Here is a 22092-nt window from a genome sequence, read left to right as displayed (position 1 = left end):
CTCAGCCCGGGGCGCCGGCCTGCGACGGGTCGGGCGCGTCCTGCGCCCGCGGCGCCGTGCCGAGCTGGCGCCGCACCCGTTTGATCAGCATGGTCGTCTCGTAGGCGACCAGCCCGGCGTTGCCGCCCGCGTCGCTGAGCACCGCGAGGCAGCTGCCGTTGCCGGCCGGCATCACGAAGAACAGCAGCCCGTCCAGCTCGACGACCGTCTGCCGGACCTGCTTGGCCTGGAAGTGCTCGCGGGCGCCGTTGGCCAGGCTGTGGAAGCCCGACGACAGCGCGGCGAGGAACTCGGCGTCCTTGCGGGTCACCCCGCCGGAGGCGCCCATCACCAGGCCGTCCCGCGACAGCAGCACGGCCTGGTGCACCTCCCCGACCCGCTCGACCAGATCGTCCAGCAGCCAGTCCAGCTCTCCGGTGGCGTGGCCCTGCTGCGTCATCCCTGCCCCCATTCATCGCGTGGATCGCGATCGTCCGGATCGTCGTCGTCCCTGCCCCGAAGCCATCCCGACTGTAGCGATGACATCAGGTCCCGGTTGACCTCCGGGCTCGGCTCGTCGTACTCCTCGGCGGGCCCGGGGCCCCACGCCCCGTTGGGGCCGACCGCCCCCGGCGCGGGTCCCGGCGCGGGCCGCGCGCGCAGCTGCGGCGCCATGTTGCGCTGCCGCACCCGGCGGGGGAGCCGGCCCGTCACCTCGCTCGACTCGGCGGGGACCCCGCCCGGGTCCCCGGCGGACGGCCCGGGCCGCCCGCCCATCGGCGCCTGCGGCCCCGGCTCGGCCGGAACCTGGCCGAACGGCCCGCCGGACAGCCCACCGGACGACCCACCGGACGGACCGCCGGACGGTTCGGCGGGCGGCTCGGCGGGCGGACCTCCGGGCGCCGCGTACGCCGGGCCCGCCAGCGCGGGACGCGCCGGGCGGGCCAGCCCGCGCGGCGCCCCCGTGGCGGACCCGACCGGGTGCGCGACCAGCGGCGGCTCGGCGCCGCTCAGCAGCTCGCGCGGCTCGTCCAGCACCACCAGCGAGTGCGGGACCAGCACGATCGCGCTCGTCCCGCCGTACGGGGACGGCTGCAGCGACACGCTGATGCCGTGCCGGTCGGCGAGCCGCGCGACGACGAACAGCCCGAGCCGCTCGGTGTCGACCAGGTCGAACTCCACGGTGCTGGACAGCCGCCGGTTCAGCTCGTCGCGCTCGTCCGGGTCGAGCCCGACGCCGCGGTCGACGATCTCGACGGCCAGCCCGTTGGCGACCGTGTCGAGCTTGACGGTGACCTCGGTGGTCGGCGGGGAGAACGACGCGGCGTTCTCGATCAGCTCGGCGAGCAGGTGGATCACGTCGGCGACGACGGTGCCGGTCACCGCGGCCGACGACGCGCCGGTCACCTCGACCCGGGTGTAGTCCTCGACCTCGGCGATCGCCGCGCGGATGACGTCCTCGGCGGACACGGGGTGGTCCCAGGCGCGGACGGTCGGCGACCCGGACAGGATGACCAGGCCCTCGGCGTGCCGGCGCATGCGGGTGGTGAGGTGGTCCAGCCGGAACAGGTCGTCCAGCTCCTCGGGGCTGGCGGCGCGGCGCTCCATCTGGTCCAGCAGCCGCAGCTGGCGGTGCAGCAGCGACTGGCTCCGCCACGACAGGTTCACGAACACCCGGTTGATGCTCGCGCGCAGGTCGGCCTCGCCGACCGCGGTGCTCACCGCGGTCCGCTGGACGGCGTCGAACGCCTCGCCGACGAGCGCGATCTCCCGGGTGCCGCCGATGACCGGCGGCGGCGCCTCCGCCTCGACGTCGACGGTCTCGCCGCGGCGCAGCCGCGCCACGACCCGCGGCAGCCGCTCGTGCGCCAGCTCCTGCGCGGTCCGCTGCAGGTGCCGCAGCTCCTCGGTGATGCGGCGGGCGAACAGCAGCGACAGCACCACCGACGCGGCGACGGCCAGCAGCCCGAGCCCGCCGATCAGGTAGAAGCCGAGCATGATGCGGCGGCCGGCGGGCTTGACGTCCTTGTTGCTCACCTGGTCGCCGGCCTTCGCGGCGGCCTGCAGCCACACCGGCGACAGCGCCGCGATCGTGGTGCGCCACTCGCGCTGGGACGGCGCGAACCCGTTGTTCACCACCGCGTTCTCCAGCGCCGTGTAGGCGGTGTACTGCGACGAGTTCGCCAGGTCGTCCATGATCGCGGAGATCTTGCCGTTCCCGGCGGCGCGGCCGAGCTCGAAGAACTGGTTGCGGGTGCTGGCCCACCCGGCGAACGTGGTCCGCTCGTCCGAGCCCAGCGTGCCGCTCCGCAGCCCGGACACGAGGTCGGCCTCGCGCAGCATGAACTCGCGCGCCCAGTAGTTGTCCAGCAGCGCGTTGGTCTGCTGGTAGACCGGGACGGCGTTGACGCTGACCAGCGTGGTGAGCACCCGGATCGTGCCGTCGATGATCTTGCTGTAGCCGCCGATCGCGCCGAGCGGGGTGGTGCCGTCGATGCGGATCTGCGCGCGCAGCGACTCCAGCCCGTCGAACGCGCCGCTGAGGGTGTGGACGCGCCGCTCGACGGCGTCGTCCATCGCGCCCGTCGCGTCGGAGGAGAAGGCCGACTTGCGGAACGCGGACACCATCGCGTCCGTCCGGCCGGCCTGCTCCTTGAACCGCGTCTCGTTCGCGGCCTTCGGGTGGGTCAGGGACGCGACGGCGGCGGAGCGCTCCTGCTGCATCGCCTCGATGACGGTCGTGGCGGGCAGGCCGACCTTGTCGTAGACGGTCGCGAAGTCGTACCGCTCGAGCGCGTTCGACAGCGTGACGCCGGTCGGGACGAGCCACAGGACCAGCAGCGAGGCCAGCGGGACCGCCAGCAGCAGCGCGATCCGGCGCCTGATGCTGCGGGTGCGCGCCCGGCCGGTCCGGATGCGCGGACGCCGCGGCGGCGCGGGCGCCTGGTCGGGTCGCGTCACCGGTTCACTCCCTGTGTGTGTGCGTTGCGGAGCCGGCGCCGTCGCCGAGCTGCAAAGGCCCGCAGCATACTGAGTCGGATTTATCGCTGACCAGGGGTATCAACTGCTATTTATCGGACGCGCACGCGCGGTGACCTCGACATCAGGGCGGAAACGGGGACGTCCGGGTGGCGCTGGCCGCATCCGGCTACCGCCGCGGATTGGCAACTCTAGATCTTGTTGGCGGTAAGCCCACATGTCACGCTTCGTGGAATTTGTCCCCCACGCAACGGAGACACGGTCATGCGCAGAGCCGCGCTCGCCTCCCTCCTGGGACTGTCGCTCGCCGCCACCGCGGTTGCGGCGACCGACGCCCAGGCCGCCGGACCGGACCGGTCACGGCTCGCCTCGCTCGTCACGCTCAAGGCCGTCCGCCAGCACCAGCTCGACCTGCAGAGGATCGCGGACGCGAACGGCGGGAACCGGGCCGCCGGACTCGACGGCAACAAGATCACCATCAAGTACGTCGCCGACCAGCTGAAGCGGTACGGGTACAAGCCGACGGTCCAGAACTTCACCTTCGACTTCTGGCAGGAGAACGCGCCCGCGACGTTCGCCGAGACCGCTCCCACGCCGAAGACCTACACCCCCGAGACCGACTTCGCGACGCTCCAGTACTCCGGGTCCGGCGACGTCACCGCCGCCGCGACGGCCGTCGACCCCGGCGCGACCGGGACCGGCAGCGGCTGCGAGGCCGGCGACTTCACCGGCTTCCCGAAGGGGAACATCGCGCTGATCCAGCGCGGCGGCTGCTTCTTCTCCGTCAAGGCCGGCAACGCCATCGCCGCGGGCGCGAGCGCCGTCGTCATCTACCAGCTGCCCGGCCAGCCGGGCCCGGTCGCGGGCACGCTCACCACGCCGCACTCGGTCCCCGTCGTCGGCCCGACGAACGCGGTCGGCACCGACCTCGTCGAGCAGGCGCAGAACGGCGGTGTGACGCTGCACGTCAAGACGGACACCACGAACCAGAAGCGCGAGGCGGCCAACGTCATCGCCGACACCCCGCGCGGCCGCGCCGACAACGTCGTCGTGGTCGGCGCGCACAACGACAGCGTCGTCGCCGGGCCCGGCATCAACGACGACGGCTCCGGCACCGCGACGCTGCTGGAGATGGCCAAGCAGATCCACAAGCTCGGCAAGAAGGTCCGCAACCAGGTGCGGTTCGCCTTCTGGGGCGCCGAGGAGGAGGGCCTGCTCGGCTCCCAGTACTACGTCGACAACCTGCCGCAGGCGGAGCGCGACAAGGTCGCGCTGATGCTCGACTTCGACATGCTCGCCTCGCCGAACTACGTCCGGTTCGTCTACGACGGGGACAACAGCGACGGCGGCAACAACGTCGACACCCCGCCCGGCACCGGCGCGATCGAGAAGGCGTTCACCGACTACTTCGGCGGACGCGGCCTCGCCACCGACCCGACCGCGTTCGACGGCCGCTCGGACTACAACGCCTTCATCACCGCCGGCATCCCGGCCGGCGGCATCTTCACCGGCGCCGAGAAGATCAAGACGGAGGAGCAGGCGAAGGTGTACGGCGGCACCGCCGGCGTCGCGTACGACCCCTGCTACCACTCCGCCTGCGACCGCTACGACAACGTGAACCTGCAGGGCTTCGACCAGATGATCGACGCCACCGCCGCGGTCACCGAGCTGTTCGCGCACAGCACGCTCACGGTCAACGGCAACGCCCTGGCGCGCAAGAACGCGCTCGCGAAGAAGGTCCCGCCGACCCGCGTCGGCTCCTACCTCACCCGCTGACCCCACGTTGAGCTGCGGCGAGTCGTCGTCATGGAACGCCTCATAACGACGACTCGCCGCGAGTCGGGGAACAGCCGGCGGTCAGGGCCTGCGGGCGACGCCGGCCAGGAACCAGAAGGCCGACGGGTCGTCGGGCACCTCTGCCGGCGAGCCGGGACGCCACAGCGGCCCGTGCACCAGGCCGGGGTCGACCAGGTCGAAGCCGGTGAAGAAGGCGCCGATCTCCTCGGCGGTGCGCAGCGTCGGCTCGCCCTGCGCGACGGCCCGCCGGTACACCTTCGCGACCGCCTCGCCGGTCTCCCGCTTGTGCGTGCCGTGGCTGACGGCTAGGTGGCTGCCGGACACCAGCGGCGCGGTCAGCTCGGCCAGGATGCCGGCCGGGTCCTGCTCGTCGGTGATGAAGTGCAGGACGGCGACCAGCAGCAGCCCCACCGGCTCGTCGAAGTCGATCATCTTGCGGACGGTCGGGTGGCCGAGGATGTCCGCCGGGCGCGTCAGGTCCGCCTGGACGACGGCGGCGTTCGGCTCGCCGCCGAGCAGCGCGGTGCTGTGCGCGACCGCGACCGGGTCGCGGTCGACGTAGACGACGCGCGCCGCCGGGTCCACCCGGTGGACGATCTCGTGCACGTTGCCCTGCGTCGGGATGCCGGAGCCGATGTCGAGGAACTGCCGGATCCCCGCCTCCGCGGCGAGGTACCGGACCGCCCGCACGAGGAACGCCCGGTTCGCCGCCGCGATCGCGCGGGCCCGCGGCTCGATCGCCTCCAGCGTCCGGGCGATGTCGCGGTCGGCGGAGAAGTTGTGCGCGCCGCCGAGCAGGTAGTCGTAGACGCGCGCGACGCTCGCCTGGTTCGGGTCGATGCCGCTCGCCCAGTCCGGGTCGTTCAACGGGTCCCCTCTCGTTGTGCGGTCGGCGCGCCCGCGCCGGTCAGGTGCCGGTGCGGACGAGCATCACGGTGACGTCGTCGTCGTTGGGCGGGGCGGCCAGCTTCGCCACGACGTCGGCGCAGGCGTCCTCCAGCCGGGCCGCGCCGCCCGCGAGCGCGGACCGCAGCGCGGCGATCCCGGCCTCCAGGTCGCGGGCGCGGGTCTCGATCAGCCCGTCGGTGTACAGCGCGAGGGTGGAGCCGTCCGGGACGGCCACCCGGATGTTCTCGTAGTCGGCGCCGTCCAGGCCGAGCGGGAGCCCGGGCGGAAGGTCGAGGACGTCGCAGCCGCCGTCCGGGTGCACCAGGATCGGCGGGGGATGCCCGGCGCGGGAGATGTCGGCGGTGCCGGCGGCGGGGTCCAGGACGGCGCACGCGCAGGTCGCGAACTGGACGGGCCCGATGTCAGGGGCGATGCGGTCCAGCCAGGCGAGGATCTGCGCCGGGTCCTTGCCGAGCATCGCCAGTGTGCGCGCGGCGGCGCGCAGCTGCACCATGGCCGCGGCGGCGGCCGACCCGTGCCCCATCGCGTCGCCGATGACGAGCGCGATCCGCCCGGCGGGCAGCGGGATGATGTCGCACCAGTCGCCGCCGACGAGGTTGGCCCGCCCGGCGGGCACGGACCGGTGCGCCACCCGCACGCCCGGGACGGCGCCCGGCGGCAGCGGCAGCAGTCCCGCCTGCAGCGCCCGCGCCGCCGCGTGCTCGCGCTGGTAGCGGCGCGCGCCGTCCAGGCAGCGGGCGGTGAGGGCGGCCAGCTCGCCGGCCAGCGCGGCGTCGGCGTCGCTGAACGGGCCCGCCGCGGACCCGCGCGCGAACGCCACGAGCCCGAGCACGGCCTCCCCGGTCCGCAGCGGGACGAGCAGGAAGTCCGACAAGTCGGCGAGCCGCTCGCGGGCCGGGCGCGGCGGCGGCACCCGCGGCTTCAGGACGAAGTGCCGGTCCAGCTCCCCGAACCGCTGCGGCGTCCCGTCGGCGAGGCAGGCGGCATAGGCGCTGCCCGCCGCGAACACCACCATCTCCCCGGCCGGGAACAGCGGCTCCAGGTCGGCGCCGGTCGCGCCGACCGCGATCCGGCGCGCCTCCACGGCCCGGCCACCGGGCGGGCGGGGCGGCTCGTCGCCGACGATCAGCTGCTCGGCGACGTACACCCCGGCCGTGTCGGCGAACCCGCCGAGCGCGACCGCGACCAGGTGCCGCGCGACCCGCTCCATGTCCAGCACGCCGGCCATCCGGATGCTCGCGGCGCTCAGCAGCCGGAGCCCGGCGGCCTCGGAGTCGGCGTTCACGTCCTACGCCTCCTGCGGGCGCTCGGGTGAATCGTGACGAGGGGCGCTGAATCGTGCAGACATGATCATTCCGCGCCCGCGGCGGTCGCCGCAAGGGATTCGCGGAAGCGGCCTCCGCTTTCCGGGGCCCGGCCCGGGCGCGGCGCCGCCGTCCGCGCGGCTGCGAGGATGGGGCCATGACCGACCGGCCCCGCCTGCTGCTCCTGGACGGCCACTCCCTGGCCTACCGGGCGTTCTACGCCCTGCCGGTCGAGAACTTCAGCACGACGTCGGGCCAGCCCACGAACGCGGTCTACGGGTTCGCGAACATGCTGGCCAACGCGCTGCGCGACGAGCAGCCGACGCATCTCGCGGTCGCGTTCGACGTCTCGCGCCGCACGTTCCGCACCGAGGCGTTCCCCGAGTACAAGGCGACCCGGTCGCGCTCGCCCGGGGAGTTCGGCGGCCAGATGGAGATCCTCGACGACCTGCTCGGCGCGATGAACGTGCCCGTGCTGCGGGCGCCCGGCTACGAGGCGGACGACGTCATCGCGACCCTCGCCACGAGGGCCGTCGCGGACGGCCTCGAGGTCCTGGTGGTCACCGGCGACCGCGACGCGCTGCAGCTCGTCTCCGGCGACGTGACCGTCCTGTACTTCTACCGGACGGCGTCGGAGATGATCCGGTACACGCCGGAGGCGGTCGAGGCGAAGTACGGGCTGACACCCGCGCAGTACCCCGACTTCGCGGCGCTGCGCGGCGACCCGTCCGACAACCTGCCGAGCATCCCCGGCATCGGCGAGAAGACCGCCGCGAAATGGATCCGCGAGTACGGGTCGCTCGCCGCGCTGCTGGAGCACGCGGACGAGGTGAAGGGGAAGGCGGGGGAGCGGCTGCGCGCCGCGCTGGACACGGTGCGGCTGAACCGGCGGCTGACCGAGCTGGTCCGCGACGTCGACCTTCCCGTGGACGTCGCCGGCCTGCGGCGCCGCCCCTACGACATCGCCGCCTTCACCTCGCTCCTGGACGACCTGGAGTTCCGCAACGCGAGCCTGCGGCAGCGCCTGTTCGCCGCCGACCCCGGCGGCGGCCGCCCGGCGGAGCCCGCCGGGCCCGTGCTGCGCGGCCACGAGCTCGGCCCGGACGAGCTGGCGCCGTGGCTGGCCGCCCGGGCGACCGGGCCGGTCGGGCTCGCCGCCGACTGCGCGTGGGCGCGCGGGTCCGGCGACATCGCGCGGATCGCGCTCGCCACGCCCGACGGGTTCGCCGCCGCGTTCGAGCCGTCCGCCCTCACCGCCGACGACGAGGCCGCGTTCGCGGGGTGGCTCGCCGACCCGGACCGTCCCAAGGCGGTGCACGACGTCAAGGCGCTGCTGCGCGTGCTGCCCGAGCGCGGCTGGCGGCTCGCCGGCGTCACCACGGACACGGCCATGGCCGCCTACCTGCTGCTGCCCGGCCTCGCCGCCTACGGGGTCGCCGACGTCGCGGCCCGCTATCTCGGCCGCCGCCCGCCCGAGGACGGCCCGGACGGGCTGATGCTGCAGGCCGGCGCCGTCCTCGATTTGGCCGGGCGGCTCGCCCCCGACCTCGCGTCCACCGGGATGGACGCGCTGCTCAGGGACGTCGAGCTGCCGCTGTCCGGCCTGCTCGCCCGCGCCGAGCGCACCGGCGTCGCCGTGGACGCCGGCCTGCTGCACGAGCTGGAGCGGCACTTCGCCGACGGCATGGAGCGCGCCGCCGACGACGCCGCCGAGATCGCCGGGCGCCGCTTCAACCCCGGCTCCACCAAGCAGCTCCAGGAAGTGCTGTTCGGCGAGCTCGGGCTGCCGAAGACCAAGAAGATCAAGTCCGGGTACTCCACCGACCTGGACGCGCTGACCTGGCTGGCGACGCAGACCGACAACGGCCTCCCGCAGATCCTGCTGCGCCACCGCGACCTCGCCCGGCTGCGCGCGACGGTCGCCGGGCTCGTCCGGGAGATCGGCGCGGACGGCCGCGTCCACACCACCTTCCAGCAGACCGTCGCGGCGACCGGGCGGCTCACCTCAACCGAGCCGAACCTGCAGGTCATCCCCGTCCGCACCGAGGAGGGGCTGCGGATCCGCCGCGCGTTCCGGCCCGGCGAGGGCTACGACGCGCTGCTGACCGCCGACTACGGGCAGCTCGAACTGCGCGTCATGGCGCACCTGTCGCAGGACCCCACGCTGCTGGCCGCGTTCGCGTCCGGCGAGGACCTGCACAGCACGATGGCGGCGCGGGTCTTCCAGGTCGCCCCGGACGCGGTGACCCCGGACATGCGCCGCAAGATCAAGGCGATGTCGTACGGGCTGGCGTACGGGCTGTCGGCGTTCGGGCTCGCCAAGCAGCTCGGCATCCCGATGGCGGAGGCGCGCCCGCTGATGGACGCCTACTTCGAGCGGCTCGGCGGCGTCCGCGACTACCTCGACGAGGTCGTCGCCGAGGCCCGCGTCACCGGCCACACCAGCACGCTCCTCGGCCGCCGCCGCTACCTGCCGCACCTGACCAGCGACAACAGGCAGCGGCGCGAGACGGCCGAGCGGATGGCGCTGAACGCCCCGGTGCAGGGCTCGGCCGCCGACATCGTCAAGATCGCGATGCTGCGGGTGGACGCGGCGCTCACCGCCGCCGGCGCGCGCAGCCGGCTGCTGCTGCAGGTGCACGACGAGATCGTCCTGGAGGTCGCGCCGGGCGAGCACGAGGCCGTCCGCGACCTCGTGCGCGAGCGGATGACCACCGCGTACCCGCTCATGGTCGGCCTGGACGTGGCGATCGGCGCCGGCCCCGACTGGGCCGCCGCCGCCCACTGACGCCCGGCCTCCCGGCCCGCGCCTACTGGAAGGCGGACTCGCCGGTGAGGGCGCGGCCGATGACCAGCGAGTGGACCTCGGAGGTGCCCTCGTAGGTCAGCACCGACTCCAGGTTGGCGGCGTGCCGGATGACGGGGTATTCGAGCGTGATGCCGTTGGCGCCGAGGAGGGTGCGGCAGGTGCGGGCGATGTTGATGGCCTCGCGGACGTTGTTGAGCTTGCCGACGCTGACCTGCTCGGGCGTGATCGTCCCGGCTTCCTTGAGGCGGCCGAGGTGGATGGCCAGCAGCAGGCCCTTGCCCGCCTCCAGCGTCATGTCGGCGAGCTTCTGCTGGGTGAGCTGGTACGAGGCGAGGGGGCGGTCGAACACCCGCCGCTCGCCGACGTAGTCGATGGTGGTCTCCAGGCAGTCCAGGGCGGCGCCGATCGCGCCGAACACGATCCCGAAGCGCGCCTCGTTCAGGCAGCTCAGCGGCCCGGACAGGCCGCGCGCCCCGGGCAGCATCGCGTCGGCGGGCAGCCGCACCTCGTCCAGCACCAGCTCGCTGGTCACGCTGGCGCGCAGCGACAGCTTGCGCTCGATGTCGCGGGCCTGGAAGCCGGGGGTGCCGGCGGGGACGAGGAAGCCGCGGATCCCGTCGTCGGTGCGGGCCCACACGACCGCGACGTCCGCGACCGACCCGTTGGTGATCCACATCTTGGTGCCGGACAGGATCCAGTCCGCGCCGTCGCGGCGGGCGCGGGTCCGCATCCCGGCCGGGTCGGAGCCGAAGTCGGGCTCGGTGAGGCCGAAGCAGCCGATCGCCTCGCCGCGCGCCATCGCGGGCAGCCACCGCTGCTTCTGCTCCTCGCTGCCGTGCTTCCAGATCGCGAACATCGCCAGGGAGCCCTGCACCGACACCAGGCTGCGCAGCCCGGAGTCGGCGGCCTCCAATTCCAGGCAGGCCAGGCCGTAGGAGACCGCGCCCATCCCCGCGCAGCCGTACCCCTCCAGGTGCATGCCCAGCACGCCGATCGACCCGAACTGCCTGGCCAGCTCCCGCGCCGGGATGCCGCCCTTGTCGAACCACTCGGGCAGGTGGGGGCGCAGTTCCTTGTCGCAGAGCCTGCGGACGGTGGCGCGGATCTCGCGCTCCTCGTCGCTGAGGAGCCCGTCGATGCCGAACAGGGCGGTGGGGTGGACGGTCCGGTCGCGCGGTGAGGTCGTCATGCGCGGAAGTCTAGTATTGGATCCAATATCCGTGATCCAGTGCCCTCCGCGTGAGATGGTGACCCGATGACCGTGCAGCACCGGCGGCCGCCGACGGCCCAGCAGTTCGTCCTCGACGAGCTGCGCCGCGCCATCACCACCGGCCGGCTCCGCCCGGGCGCGCCGATCCGGCAGGACGTGGTGGCCGAGGAGTTCGGCGTCAGCCGCGTCCCGCTGCGCGAGGCGCTCAAGACCCTGCAGGGCGAGGGCCTGGTCACCTACCGCGCGCACCGCGGCTACTACGTCGAGGAGCTGTCCCTGGACGACCTGCGCGAGGTGTACCGGATCCGCACCCTCCTGGAAGAGGAGGCCGTCCGCCGCGCCGCCGCCCGGGTCACCGCCGCCGACCTCGCCGCACTCGACCGCGCCGAGGACGAGGTGGAACGCGCCGCGCAGGCCGGCGACGTCCTCGCGATGGCCGCGGCCAACCGGGCGTTCCACATGGCGCTCTACGAATGCGCCGGCATGCCGCGCCTCGTCCGGCTCATCCGCACGCTGTGGGACGCCACCGACGCCTACCGCTCCATCTACTACGGCGAGGGCGTCAACCGCGAACGCGTCATAGGCGAGCACCGCGCGGCCCTCGCCGCGCTGCGCGCCGGGGACGCCGACGAGGCCGTCCGCGTCCTCGACGTGCACCGCGCGCACGCCGTCACCGCCCTCGAACACCTCATGCCCGAGCCCGCCTAGCCGCCCGGCCGGGGCCTCAGCCCCCGCCCGGCCGGGGCCTCAGCCCCAGACCTCCTCGGCGGTCTCCGCGATCAGCCGCAGCTTGGCGAACTGCTGGTCCGCGGTGAGCACGTTCCCCTCGACGGTCGAGGAGAACCCACACTGCGGCGACAGGCAGATCTGCTCCAGCGGGACGAACCGGGCCGCCTCGTCGATGCGGCGCTTCAGCTCGTCCTTCGACTCCAGCTCGCCGCGCTTGGTCGTGACCAGCCCCAGCACGACCGTCTTGCCGGGCGGGACGAACCGCAGCGGCTCGAACCCGCCGGAGCGCGGGTCGTCGTACTCCAGGAAGAACCCGTCCACGTCCAGCTCGGAGAACAGCGCCTCGGCGACGAAGTCGTAGCCGCCCTCGGCCGTCCACGACGAGCGGAAGTTGCCCCGGCACATGTGCGTGGTGACGGCGAGGTCCGCGGGACGGCCCGCCAGCGCCGCGTTGATCTGCCGGATGTAGCGCAGGTGGAGGTGGTCGGGGTCGTCGCCGCGCTCGGCGATCATCGCGCGCTGCTTCGGGTCGTTGAGGTAGGCGAGGCTCGTGTCGTCGAGCTGCAGGTACCGGCAGCCGAGACCGGCGATCCGCCGCACCTGCTCGGCGTACGCGGCGGCCAGGTCGGACCAGAACTCCTCGATGTCCGGGTACACCTCCGGGTCGATCGCCGCGGGCCCGCCGCGGTAGTGGACCATGTTCGGCGACGGGATCGTCAGCTTCGGCGTGACGCCGTCGCCCGCCGCGTCGCGCAGGAAGCGGAAGTGGTCGGCGAAGATCGTCTCGTCGAGGCGGACCCGGTCGTGCACGCGCAGCGCGGCGGTGCTGAACTCCAGGTCGCCGGACTCGTTGCGGAACCTGACCTTGATCTGCTCGTCCGCGGGGCTGATCCCGCCGAGCCGGTAGATGAAGTCCATGTGCCAGGACGTGCGGCGGAACTCGCCGTCGGTGGCGGTCCGCAGGCCGGCCTGGCGCTGCATCGCGACCGCGTCGCGGATCGCGGCGTCCTCCACCTCGGCGAGGTGCCGGCCGTCGATGCGGCCCTTGGCGTGGTCGTCGCGCGCGGCCAGCAGGTCGGCCGGGCGCAGCAGGCTCCCGACGTGGTCGGCGCGGAAGGGCGGGCGGGTTCGCGGGGACATGGCGGCTCCCTGACCGAGACGGTGCTGCCGGAACGGGCTCCACCGCCAAATCTAGGCACTCCCGCGACGGCGATCAATCGGGCGCCCAGGATCGGTTCTGACCGGCCGCGATCACACGCCGCGCGGCGGTCGGCCGGGGCAGGGGGTCTGCCGGGCAAGGGGCCGGCCGGTCGGGGTCAGGGGGCGAGGCCGTTGCCGTGCGGCCGGCTGCGGTCCGCCTCGGGGAGGGTGCGGATGACGCTGCGCAGGTGCTCGCGGGCGGCCCGCTCGGCGGCCTCGGGGTCGCGGGCGCGGATCGCGTCGATGATCGCCAGGTGCTCGGGCAGCGACACCGCCGGGCGGCCGGGGTGCATCGCCAGCTTGAACTGGTGCCGGACGCTCTGCGCGCGCAGCCGCTCCAGCACCTCGGCGGCGGTGCGCTGGCCGCTGATCTCGCGGATCTCGCGGTGCAGCCGCTCGTTCAGCCGGGAGTAGCCGAACACGTCGCCGGACGCGACGGCGGCGCGCATGTCGTCGGCGATCTCGGTCAGCAGCCGGGCGCCGTCCTCGGTGACCCGCTCGGCGGCCTTGGCCGCGCACAGCCCCTCGATCACCATGCGCAGCTCGCTGATCTCGATGGCCTCCTCCAGGGAGATCGCGCGGACCCGGGCGCCGCGGTTCTGCACCCGCTCGATCAGCCCCTCGTTGGCCAGCTCCAGCAGCGCGGCGCGGACCGCGGCGCGGCTCGCGCCGAACCGCTCGGCGAGGTCCGCCTCGACCAGCCGCTGGTTGGGCACGAACTCGCCGGAGAGGATCGCCTCCCGGATGCCGGTCGCCACCGGGCGGCCGGTGTCCTGGTCGTCGGCTGTCGGCACTGTTCCTCCCGTGGAACCCGTGCGAAGATATTGTCGCCAATTTTGGTGCGACCCTCAGTCTAGCGGCGGGGCCGCGCCACCGCGGTCGAGGAGGCGGAATGTCGCAGGGTACCGGGCGGACGCCGGTCGTCGCCGTGCTCGGGCTGGGCGAGGCCGGCGGGGCGATCGCGCGCGACCTGGTCGCCGCCGGCGCCGCCGTCCGCGCCTACGACCCGGCCGTCGCGGCCCCGGACGGGACGGCCGCCGCCACCGGCGAGGCGGACGCGGCCGCCGGCGCCGACCTGGTGCTCAGCGTGAACAGCGCGCACGACGCCGCGGCCGCGCTGCGCGCCGGGATCCCGGGCGCGGGCACCGCCGTCTGGGCCGATATGAACACCGCCTCGCCCGGCCTCAAGCGGGAGCTGGCGGCGACCGCGGCGGCGGCCGGCGTGCGGTTCGCGGACATCGCGATCATGGCGCCGGTGCCCGGCCGCGGGCTGTTCACCCCGATGCTGGCCAGCGGCGACGCGGCGGCGGACGCCGCGTCGATCCTCACCGGGCTCGGCGCGTCCGTCGAGGTGATGGACGCCGAGGCGGGCGCCGCCGCGACCCGCAAGCTGCTGCGCAGCGTCTTCTTCAAGGGCCTCGCCGCGTCGGTCGTGGAGGCGCTGGAGGCGGCGCGCGCGGCCGGCTGCGAGGACTGGCTGCGCGGCAACATCGTCGAGGAACTCGCCGCGGCGGGCGGGCCGACCGTGGACCGCCTCGTCGCCGGGACGCACCGGCACGCCGTCCGCCGCGCCGCCGAGATGGCCGCGGCGGCCGACATGCTGACCGAACTCGACGTCCCGCCGACGATGGCCGCCGCGTCCCGCGACCTGCTCCGCCGCCTGTCGCCCTGACCGGCCGCGGGTCAGAGGGGCGGGGTGCCGTGGGTGTGGAAGGACTCGATGGTCTTCAGGCCCCACGCCTGGCCCTTGGCGCGCTCCGCCTCCGTCCAGGTGATCGGTTTCCAGTCGGGTGCCAGGACGAGCCGTGCGCAGGGGTTGCACAGCTCGATGCGGTTGCCGCCCGGCTCGTAGACGTACAGGAAGAACGTCTGCTGGATGGCGTGCTTGTGCGGGCCGGTCTCGATGAACACGCCGTTGTCGAGGAAGATGTCGGCGGCGCGCAGGATGTCTTCACGGGTGTCGGTGGCGAACGCGATGTGATGCAGCCGGCCGTTGGCGCCGGTCCGGTCGCGGGTGTAGACGATGTCGTAGGACTTGTTGGTGAAGTGCAGCCAGCGTCCGGCGATGTCGCCGCTGTCGAGCTGGATCTGCTCGGTCGTGCGGCCGCCCAGGGCGTCGATCAGGAACTCTGTGCTCGGCTCGACCTCGGCGGACAGGAAGTTCACGTGGTCCAGGCGGCGGACGCACACGCCGCGCGCCGGGTACGCCTGCGCCTGGTTCTTCAGCGCCGGCTTCAGCTCCGCCGGCGCGTCGAACCACTCGCTCTCCCAGTACAGCTCCAGCTCGTGGCCGTCCGGGTCGCGGAACACGTAGGTCGGGCCGATGCCGGGGTCGCCGTCGCGCCAGCCGACACCGAGGCCCGCCTCCTCGATCGCCTTCACCCGCCGGTCGAGTGCCTCCTGCGACCACGTCCGCAGCGCGGTGCGGCGGATGCCCGACGTGCTGTGCGCGGTGAGCTTGAGCGTGTGGTGCTCGTAGTCGTCCCACGTCCGCAGGTACACCGAGTCGCCCTCGGCGCCCACCTCGGTCAGGCCCATGACGCGGGTGAAGAACCGCAGGCTCTCGTCCGGGACGGGCGTCAGCAGCTCGACGCTCCCGACGTGCGCGATCTCATGCGTGATCAAAGGGACCTCCGGGGGAAGACGGTTCCGTCGAAGAGCTTGCGGGCGGTGCGGACGACGCCGGCCCGCCGCACGGACGCGCCGTCGAGCTCGACCTCCACGTCCAGCCGGCCGGTGGGGTGCTCGATGCCCATCGGCGCGCCGCGCGCCGGGAGGCGGGCGAGGTCGTGGCCGACCGCGCCGTCCATGAGCAGCGCGGTCGCGACCGTGACGGCGCCGAGCACGCCGATCGAGGCGTGCACGCGCAGCGGGATGAACGTGCGGGTGCAGATGGCGCCGCCGTCGCGCGGGGGCGCCACCAGCGTGGTCTTCGGAACGGACGCCTCCGCGACGTCGCCGAGGCCCATCAGCTTCCCGGCGGCGAGCCGCAGCGACTGGATCCGGTCGCCGAGGCGCGCCAGGTCGGCGGGGTCCTCGTAGCCGGTGACGCCGAGATCGGACGCGGCGGCGACCACGACCGGCATCCCGTTGTCGACGCACGTCACCTCGACGCCGTCGACGACGTCCCGGACGTTCCCGGTCGGCAGCAGCGCGCCGCAGGCCGACCCCTCGGTGTCCTCGAAGCTCAGGACGATCGGGGCGGCGGTCCCGGGCACCCCCGAGATCGCGGTGTCGCCCTCGTAGTCGACGGCGCCGCCCGGCGTCGCGAACTCGGCGGTCGCGATGCTGTCGGAGTTGACCATCCGGATCCGCACGGCGGTGCGCCGCGGACCGGCAGCGACGAGGCCGCGCTCGACCGCGAACGGGCCGATCCCGGCGAGCAGGTTCCCGCAGTTCTGCTTGTCGGAGACGGTCGGCTCCTCGACGCCGAGCTGCAGGAACAGGTACTCGACGTCGACATCCGGTCGCTGCGAGGGCGACACGACCGCGACCTTGCTGGTCAGCGGGTGCGCGCCGCCGATCCCGTCGATCTGCCGGGGGTCCGGCGTGCCCATGACCCGCAGCAGCAGGTCGTCCCGCTCGGCGGGGTCGGCGGGCAGGTCGGCGGCGAGGAAGTAGGCGCCCTTGGACGTCCCGCCCCGCATCATCATGCAGCGGATCCCGGTGCTCATGACTCGCCGTACTCGCCGTAGGGGACGTACTCGATGCCCATGCCGGGCAGCCGCTCGCGCAGGCCATAGCGGTCGAGCCCGAGTTCGCCCTTCTGGAACGCCGCACGGGTCGCGCGCTCCTTCTCCTCTCGCGCGCGCGCCGCTTCCACCGCGTCCGCGACCTTCTCGCGCGCCACGCGGACCACGCCGTCGTCGTCGGCGAGGATCGCGTCGCCCGCCCTGACGACCTGCCCGCCGATGGTCACCGGCATGTTGACCGCGCCCGGCGTCGCCTTCACCGTCCCCTGCGCGCTGACGGCCGCCGACCACACCGGGAAGCCCATCGCGTGCAGGTCGGCGACGTCGCGGACCCCGGCGTCGATCACCAGCCCGCGCACGCCCCGGTACTGCAGCGCGGTCGCGAACAGCTCCCCGAACATCCCGTCGGTGGACGGCGACGTCGTCGCGACCACCAGCACGTCGCCCGGACGGCACTGCTCGACCGCGACATGGATCATCAGGTTGTCGCCCGGCCACGACAGCACCGTCACCGCCGTCCCCGCGATCCGCGCGCCCAGGTGGACGGGCCGGATGCCGGGGCCGAGGTAGCCGGTCCGTCCCATCGCCTCGTGGACGGTCGCGACCCCGAAGCCGCCCAGCTCGTCGACCAGCGCGGCGTCCGCGCGCGGCGGGTCGGTCACCACGACCGTCCTCACGCCAGCACCCCCGTCGTCTGCGGGTACACGCGGACGTACGCCTCGGCCATCGTCTCGTGGGGGAGGCCCAGGTTCGGGCCCGCGTTCCGCTTCAGCTGGACGCCCCGCCGCTTCGCCAGGTCGGTGTAGTACTCCCACATGTGCACCTGTGCGGGCAAGCACTCCATCGCCTTGCGCTTGCGCTCGAAGACCGGCGTGATGTCCAGCAGCACGTCCGGCTTGAACTCGCACTGCTCCGGCTGGTGGGGCTCGAAGAAGAACACCGGCGGCGCGCCCAGCGGCTCACCCGGCGCCTCGTACCCGATGGCCTGCGCCAGCACCCGCGCCTGCATCGCCATGCGCGCCGCCGCCGGGTGGTCGCCGTTGTACGGGTCGGCGAGCGTGTGCGTCAGCACCACCGACGGCTCGACCTCCCGGTAGATCCGGACGAGGCGGTCCACCAGCTCGGGCGTCTCCCGCAGCGGGTAGTCGCCGGCGTCCAGGAACTCGATCTCGGCGCCCAGCTCGGCCGCCGCGGCCTCCGCCTCGCCGCGGCGCAGCGCCTTGATCTCGTCCAGGCCCTTGCCCTCGCGCCAGGCCCGCGCGGACTCCCCGCGCTCGCCGTAGCTCAGGCACACCACCTTCGCCCGGTCCCCGCGCTCGGCGGCCAGCGCGATCGCCCCCGCCGCCCGCCACACGAAATCACCGGCGTGCGCGCTCACCACGAGCAGCGGACCGACGGCATCGGTGCTCATCCAGATTCCTCCATCGACACGCGGAACACCCCCGAAGCAGGGTCGACCACCACGATCCTGAAACCTGTCGCCCAAATTGTCAACAATTCTGGCGCTTATCGTGCCGGGGTGAGGGCGCCGCGCGCCGCCGCGCTCACGCCGGACGGCGGTCCAAGGTCTCGTCGCCGGGCTCGCGATCGGTCTCGGGGTCGGCCTCGTCCTCGGTGAGGAAGCCGCCGGACTGGTGGTGCCACAGCCGCGCGTACGCGCCGTCCGCCTGGAGCAGCTCCCGGTGCGAGCCCTGCTCGACGACCCGCCCGCGGTCGAGGACGACCAGCCGGTCCATCCGCACGACCGTGCTCAGGCGGTGCGCGACGACCAGCGCGGTGCGGTCGCGCATCAGCCGCCACAGCGCCTCCTGGACGAGGATCTCGCTCTCGGAGTCGAGGGCGCTGGTCGCCTCGTCCAGCAGCAGGATCGGCGCGTCCCGCAGGATGGCGCGGGCGAGCGCGACGCGCTGCCGCTGGCCGCCGGAGAGCTTGACGCCGCGCTCGCCGACCAGCGTGCCGAGCCCGTCCGGGAGGCCGTCGGTGAACTCGGTGACGTGCGCCGCCCGCGCGGCCCGCAGGACCTCCTCCTCGGTGGCGCCCGGCCGGGCGAAGGCGATGTTGTCGCGCACCGACCGGTGGAACATCGCGGGCTCCTGCGGCACGTACGCGATCAGGCCGCGCAGGTCGGTCTGGCGCAGCCGCGCGATGTCCTGGCCGCCGACCAGGATGCGTCCCCCGTCGACGTCCATGAGCCGCAGCAGCAGCCGGGTGAGGGTGGTCTTGCCGCCGCCGGACCGGCCCACCAGCCCGATCTTGGCGCCGCCGGGGATCTCCAGGTCCAGCCCGTCGAACAGCGGCGGGCCGCCGCCGTGCGCGAAGCGCACCCGCTCGAAGCGGACCGACGCGCCGTCCGGGCGCAGCGGCTCCGGGTCGGGCGGGTCCACGACGGCCGGCGGCGCGAGGAGCAGCTCGGTGAACTGCGCGGCCTCGGTGAGCGTGCTCTCGATCCGCCGGTAGACCTGGTTGAACTCGAACATGATCCGGGTGGCGTTGGTGTAGTAGGTGAACGTCACCACGACGGCCTCCACCCCGAGGCCGCCGCGCAGCGCCACCGCGGCCAGCAGGCCGAGGACGCTCGTCAGGACCGACATCGGCGCGACGATCATGTCGACGCGCAGGTTGGCGTAGTCCCAGGAGCGCAGCGACAGCCGCCGCTGCTCCACCACCCGGGCCCGGTACTCCGCGGCCTCCCGCTCCTCGGCGGCGAACGCGCGGACCGTCTCCATGTTGCTCACCACGTCGGCGACGTGCCCCGACACCCGCACCTTCGCGGCCTCGCGCGCGTCCACCAGCGCCTGCCGGCGGCGGATGAGCGGGACGACCAGCAGGCCGGTCAGGACGATCATCCCGACGAGCACCAGCACGAGGACCGGGTGGAACCGCCAGAGCACCACCGAGGCGAACGACAGCGGGATCACGTTGGCCATGATCGAGAAGGCGAGGGTGTCGGTGAAGTCCTCGAACCCGCTGGAGAAGTTCAGGATCCGCTTGGTGAGCGCGCCGGCGAAGTTGTCGTGGAAGAACGCGGTCTCCTTGGCGAGCAGCTCGTCCATGCCGACGATGCCGAGCCATTCGATCCCCCGGCCCTCCGTCCGGTTGATGCAGTGCAGGCCTACTCGCCAGAACCCCTCGCCCGCCAGCATCAGGCCGGCGAAACCGAGCAGGAAGGGCAGGAGCACGCCGAGGCCGCCGCCTCCGCTCCCGGCGAGGTGCCCGATGAGGGCGGCCACCACCAGCGGCGTCAGGTAGTAGAGGCACGTGTTGCCGAGGGCCGGGAAGGTCACCGCCGGGACCGAGACCCGCCAGTGCCGGCGCAGGGCGGCGCCGTAGTACCGCAACGCCAGCAGGACCGCTCTCCTGCGAGGCGCCGGGCCGTCCTGCGAACCGTTCCGTGCTCCTGGCAGAACCACGCGCCCCTCCCACGCCGCCGCGGCCCTCATGCTGCCCCGAACCCTCCGGGACGGGCGAACGCTTTTCTCCGGACGGCGCCGGCTGCGTTCCGAAAACGAGGAGGAGCACCGCCGGGCGCACGTCGAAAGCGGGGGAGAGGGGCGCCCGCCGCCCTTCCGCGCGGTACCGGCCGCGGAGGATGACACCCCGAAACGGGACGACTCTTATGCGCCGGCCGTCCATCCGAATGTGGCGGGACGGGCCGCGGCGCCGCCGCCCCGGCTAGAGGTCGACGGCGATCCCGAGCCCGCGCTCGCGGGCGGCGCGGTAGACCACCGAGGCCGCCGCGACGTCGAGCGCGGCGTGGCCGGTGGACTTGAAGAGCGTCAGCTCCGCGTCCGAGCGGCGGCCCGGACGCCTCCCGGCGAGCACGTCGCCGATGAGCCGCGCGGCGGCCGGGTCGGTCCCCTGCAGCTCCCACGCGCCGGCCGGGGGCGGCTCGGTCACGGCACCGGGCCATTCGACGAACAGCGACGAGGCCCCGAGGGTCTCGGCGTCGAACTCCGGGCCGTCGGACCCGCCGACCGAGCTGAGGTGGGCGCCGTCGCGCAGCCACGAGCGCCGCAGGACCGGCTCCCGGCTGGACGTGCAGCAGAAGACGGCGTCCGCCGACCTGACCGCCGCCTCGATCCCGGCCGCCGACGCGCCGGGCAGGCCCGCGACCAGCCGTTCCGCCTTGCCCAGGTCGCGCGCGCCGACCACGAGGTCCACCCCGTCCAGCGGCGCGAGGAGCTCGATCTGGGCGCGCGCCTGCGTCCCGGTGCCGATCACGGCGATCCGGGACGCGCCGGGCCGGGCGAGCGCGCGCATCGCGACGGTCGCGGCGGCGGCCGTCCGCACCGCGGTGACCGCCTCGGCGTCCATGATCGCCAGCGGCCGTCCGGTGGCGGGGTCGAAGTGGGCGACGATGCCGCGGTGCGAGCCGTGGCCGCCCGGCGCGGCGCCGGGGAAGACCGCGACGAGCTTCGCCGACAGCCCGAGCCCCGGCACGTGGCCCGGCATCGCGCCCAGCAGGCCGCGCCCCGAGCGTGCCGCGACGCGCGGCGGCGCGGAGACCTCGCCGGCGGCGACGGCGGCGAGGGCGGTGCGCACCGCCTCCAGCACCGCCTCCGGCCGCGCGGCCGCTCTGGTCTGTGTCCGGTCGAGGACGAGGACGCCGTCCGCCGGGTCAGTCATGGCCGGCTCCCGCGCCCGGTCCGGCCAGCGCGCGCTCCAGCTCCGCCGCGGCGGCGGCGAGGTGCTCCTGGAGTTCGGCCTGCGCGGGGTCGTCGAACTCGCTGTCCAGCCCCACGACGGTGATGGCGCACAGCGGACGGCCGCCGCCGGCGAGGACGGCGCGGCTCAGCGACGCGATCACCTCGTCGTTCCGCCCGCGCTGCAGCGCGAAGCCGGTGCGCCGGGTCCGTTCGATGTCCGCCAGCAGCCCGGCCCGGCCGGACGGCGGATGCCCCTGCCGCTCGGCGGCGCGCAGGTACGGGACGCGGGCGGGCTCGTCGAGCGCGGAGACGAGGGCGAGGGGACCGGCGAACGTGTGGACCGGCAGCAGCTCGCCGAGCAGGTCGGTGAACATCGCCAGCCGCGGCGGGCGGACGGCGTCGATCACCCGGCCGCCCTCCGGCTCGAGCACCTGCAGGTTCACCATCATCCCCGTCCGGTCGGCGAGCGACTGCAGCACGGGCCGGCCGAGCACGGCCAGCGAGCCCGCGGCGGCGGCCTGGGAGAAGCGCAGGACGACCGGCCCCGGCAGGTAGCGGTCCTCGCTGCGCATGATCCAGCCGCGCCGCACCAGGTCGACCAGGATGCGGTACGCGGTGGCGCGGTGCATGCCCGTCTCGTTCGCCAGCTCGGTCAGGCGGAGCGGGCGGTCGGCCCGGGCGGTGGACTCGATGAGGTCCAGGGCCTTGTCGACGGCGGAGCCGGCCGGTCTGGGCAACGTCCCTCCCCGGTCGCTGGACGGATGACCGATCTTGGGGCACCCTAACAGACGTTGTCAGTATCACAACAGTTGTTTCATTGTAGGTAACATTCCTGGTC

General features: G+C 73.9%; 18 protein-coding genes. 4 read left to right on the top strand and 14 right to left on the bottom strand.

The window, feature by feature from the left end; translation table 11 throughout:
- Position 1: 1 nt before the first annotated feature.
- Positions 2-439 (bottom strand): roadblock/LC7 domain-containing protein, encoded by a 438-nt coding sequence (locus tag AB0C78_RS36135; RefSeq protein ID WP_360757028.1) that lies wholly within the window; start codon positions 437-439, stop codon positions 2-4.
- Complete coding sequence (locus AB0C78_RS36130) at positions 436-2940, bottom strand: nitrate- and nitrite sensing domain-containing protein (RefSeq protein WP_360757026.1); 2505 nt, start codon at positions 2938-2940, stop codon at positions 436-438. The genes AB0C78_RS36135 and AB0C78_RS36130 overlap by 4 nt, the downstream gene beginning before the upstream one ends.
- Before the next feature lie 282 nt (positions 2941-3222).
- On the opposite strand from AB0C78_RS36130, the gene AB0C78_RS36125 reads away from it, so the two are divergent.
- Positions 3223-4734 (top strand): M20/M25/M40 family metallo-hydrolase, encoded by a 1512-nt coding sequence (locus AB0C78_RS36125; RefSeq protein WP_360757023.1) that lies wholly within the window; start codon positions 3223-3225, stop codon positions 4732-4734.
- Between the two features lie 81 nt (positions 4735-4815).
- Here the strand turns inward: AB0C78_RS36125 and AB0C78_RS36120 are convergent, their stop codons facing one another.
- Positions 4816-5622 carry an SAM-dependent methyltransferase gene (locus tag AB0C78_RS36120; RefSeq protein WP_360757020.1) on the bottom strand — a complete coding sequence of 269 codons (807 nt, stop codon included), beginning with the start codon at positions 5620-5622 and terminating at the stop codon, positions 4816-4818.
- Between the two features lie 40 nt (positions 5623-5662).
- Positions 5663-6949, bottom strand: coding sequence for a PP2C family protein-serine/threonine phosphatase (locus tag AB0C78_RS36115; RefSeq protein ID WP_360757017.1), 1287 nt, complete (start codon positions 6947-6949; stop codon positions 5663-5665).
- Positions 6950-7125: 176 nt separating this feature from the next.
- On the opposite strand from AB0C78_RS36115, the gene polA reads away from it, so the two are divergent.
- Positions 7126-9756, top strand: coding sequence for a DNA polymerase I (polA, locus tag AB0C78_RS36110; protein WP_360757015.1), 2631 nt, complete (start codon positions 7126-7128; stop codon positions 9754-9756).
- A 22-nt stretch (positions 9757-9778) separates the two neighbouring features.
- On the opposite strand, the gene AB0C78_RS36105 is transcribed toward polA, so the two are convergent.
- Positions 9779-10966, bottom strand: coding sequence for an acyl-CoA dehydrogenase family protein (locus AB0C78_RS36105; protein WP_360757013.1), 1188 nt, complete (start codon positions 10964-10966; stop codon positions 9779-9781).
- Between the two features lie 66 nt (positions 10967-11032).
- On the opposite strand from AB0C78_RS36105, the gene AB0C78_RS36100 reads away from it, so the two are divergent.
- Positions 11033-11695 (top strand): GntR family transcriptional regulator, encoded by a 663-nt coding sequence (locus AB0C78_RS36100; RefSeq protein ID WP_360757010.1) that lies wholly within the window; start codon positions 11033-11035, stop codon positions 11693-11695.
- A 39-nt stretch (positions 11696-11734) separates the two neighbouring features.
- Here the strand turns inward: AB0C78_RS36100 and AB0C78_RS36095 are convergent, their stop codons facing one another.
- Together AB0C78_RS36095 and AB0C78_RS36090 are read right to left on the bottom strand one after the other, a co-directional pair.
- Positions 11735-12856 (bottom strand): 5-methyltetrahydropteroyltriglutamate--homocysteine S-methyltransferase, encoded by a 1122-nt coding sequence (locus AB0C78_RS36095; RefSeq protein ID WP_360757007.1) that lies wholly within the window; start codon positions 12854-12856, stop codon positions 11735-11737.
- A gap of 176 nt (positions 12857-13032) precedes the next feature.
- Positions 13033-13710 carry a GntR family transcriptional regulator gene (locus AB0C78_RS36090; protein WP_360757004.1) on the bottom strand — a complete coding sequence of 226 codons (678 nt, stop codon included), beginning with the start codon at positions 13708-13710 and terminating at the stop codon, positions 13033-13035.
- 98 nt (positions 13711-13808) lie between these two features.
- Between AB0C78_RS36090 and AB0C78_RS36085 the strand changes: the two genes are divergently transcribed.
- The gene (locus AB0C78_RS36085; protein WP_360757002.1) at positions 13809-14588 is read left to right on the top strand and encodes a DUF1932 domain-containing protein; all 780 of its coding nucleotides are present in this window, start codon (positions 13809-13811) and stop codon (positions 14586-14588) included.
- An 11-nt stretch (positions 14589-14599) separates the two neighbouring features.
- On the opposite strand, the gene AB0C78_RS36080 is transcribed toward AB0C78_RS36085, so the two are convergent.
- From AB0C78_RS36080 to AB0C78_RS36050, 7 genes are all read right to left on the bottom strand, one after another.
- On the bottom strand, positions 14600-15541 hold the full coding sequence (locus AB0C78_RS36080) for a catechol 2,3-dioxygenase (protein ID WP_360756999.1): 942 nt from the start codon (positions 15539-15541) through the stop codon (positions 14600-14602).
- On the bottom strand, positions 15538-16590 hold the full coding sequence (locus AB0C78_RS36075) for a 4-oxalomesaconate tautomerase (protein ID WP_360756997.1): 1053 nt from the start codon (positions 16588-16590) through the stop codon (positions 15538-15540). Before AB0C78_RS36075 ends, AB0C78_RS36080 begins: the two co-directional genes overlap by 4 nt.
- The gene (locus tag AB0C78_RS36070; RefSeq protein WP_360756995.1) at positions 16587-17285 is read right to left on the bottom strand and encodes a 4-carboxy-4-hydroxy-2-oxoadipate aldolase/oxaloacetate decarboxylase; all 699 of its coding nucleotides are present in this window, start codon (positions 17283-17285) and stop codon (positions 16587-16589) included. The genes AB0C78_RS36075 and AB0C78_RS36070 overlap by 4 nt, the downstream gene beginning before the upstream one ends.
- Positions 17282-18019: a PIG-L deacetylase family protein gene (locus tag AB0C78_RS36065; protein WP_360756993.1), complete on the bottom strand. Its 738-nt coding sequence runs from the start codon at positions 18017-18019 to the stop codon at positions 17282-17284. The genes AB0C78_RS36070 and AB0C78_RS36065 overlap by 4 nt, the downstream gene beginning before the upstream one ends.
- Before the next feature lie 133 nt (positions 18020-18152).
- Complete coding sequence (locus AB0C78_RS36060) at positions 18153-20018, bottom strand: ABC transporter ATP-binding protein (protein ID WP_360756990.1); 1866 nt, start codon at positions 20016-20018, stop codon at positions 18153-18155.
- Positions 20019-20280: 262 nt separating this feature from the next.
- A complete protein-coding gene (locus AB0C78_RS36055) occupies positions 20281-21234 on the bottom strand; it encodes a hypothetical protein (protein ID WP_360756987.1) in 954 nt (317 codons plus the stop codon).
- Positions 21227-21991, bottom strand: a complete 765-nt coding sequence (locus tag AB0C78_RS36050) for an IclR family transcriptional regulator (protein ID WP_360756985.1) — start codon at positions 21989-21991, stop codon at positions 21227-21229. The genes AB0C78_RS36055 and AB0C78_RS36050 overlap by 8 nt, the downstream gene beginning before the upstream one ends.
- Between the last annotated feature and the right edge of the window lie 101 nt (positions 21992-22092).

The sequence above is a fragment of the Actinomadura sp. NPDC048394 genome (assembly GCF_040651755.1).
In the GTDB taxonomy this organism is placed as follows: domain Bacteria; phylum Actinomycetota; class Actinomycetes; order Streptosporangiales; family Streptosporangiaceae; genus Spirillospora; species Spirillospora montaniterrae.
Note: the sequence above shows the minus strand (reverse complement) of the source record. Positions and strands in the feature narration are given on the sequence as shown.

Excerpts from the sequence above, each read along its gene's own strand:
- AB0C78_RS36135 (WP_360757028.1), bottom strand. The coding sequence starts at position 439 with ATGACGCAGCAGGGCCACGCCACCGGAGAGCTGGACTGGCTGCTGGAC.
- AB0C78_RS36125 (WP_360757023.1), top strand. The coding sequence starts at position 3,223 with ATGCGCAGAGCCGCGCTCGCCTCCCTCCTGGGACTGTCGCTCGCCGCC.
- polA (WP_360757015.1), top strand. The coding sequence starts at position 7,126 with ATGACCGACCGGCCCCGCCTGCTGCTCCTGGACGGCCACTCCCTGGCC.
- AB0C78_RS36105 (WP_360757013.1), bottom strand. The coding sequence starts at position 10,966 with ATGACGACCTCACCGCGCGACCGGACCGTCCACCCCACCGCCCTGTTC.
- AB0C78_RS36100 (WP_360757010.1), top strand. The coding sequence starts at position 11,033 with ATGACCGTGCAGCACCGGCGGCCGCCGACGGCCCAGCAGTTCGTCCTC.
- AB0C78_RS36095 (WP_360757007.1), bottom strand. The coding sequence starts at position 12,856 with ATGTCCCCGCGAACCCGCCCGCCCTTCCGCGCCGACCACGTCGGGAGC.
- AB0C78_RS36085 (WP_360757002.1), top strand. The coding sequence starts at position 13,809 with ATGTCGCAGGGTACCGGGCGGACGCCGGTCGTCGCCGTGCTCGGGCTG.
- AB0C78_RS36075 (WP_360756997.1), bottom strand. The coding sequence starts at position 16,590 with ATGAGCACCGGGATCCGCTGCATGATGATGCGGGGCGGGACGTCCAAG.
- AB0C78_RS36065 (WP_360756993.1), bottom strand. The coding sequence starts at position 18,019 with ATGAGCACCGATGCCGTCGGTCCGCTGCTCGTGGTGAGCGCGCACGCC.
- AB0C78_RS36055 (WP_360756987.1), bottom strand. The coding sequence starts at position 21,234 with ATGACTGACCCGGCGGACGGCGTCCTCGTCCTCGACCGGACACAGACC.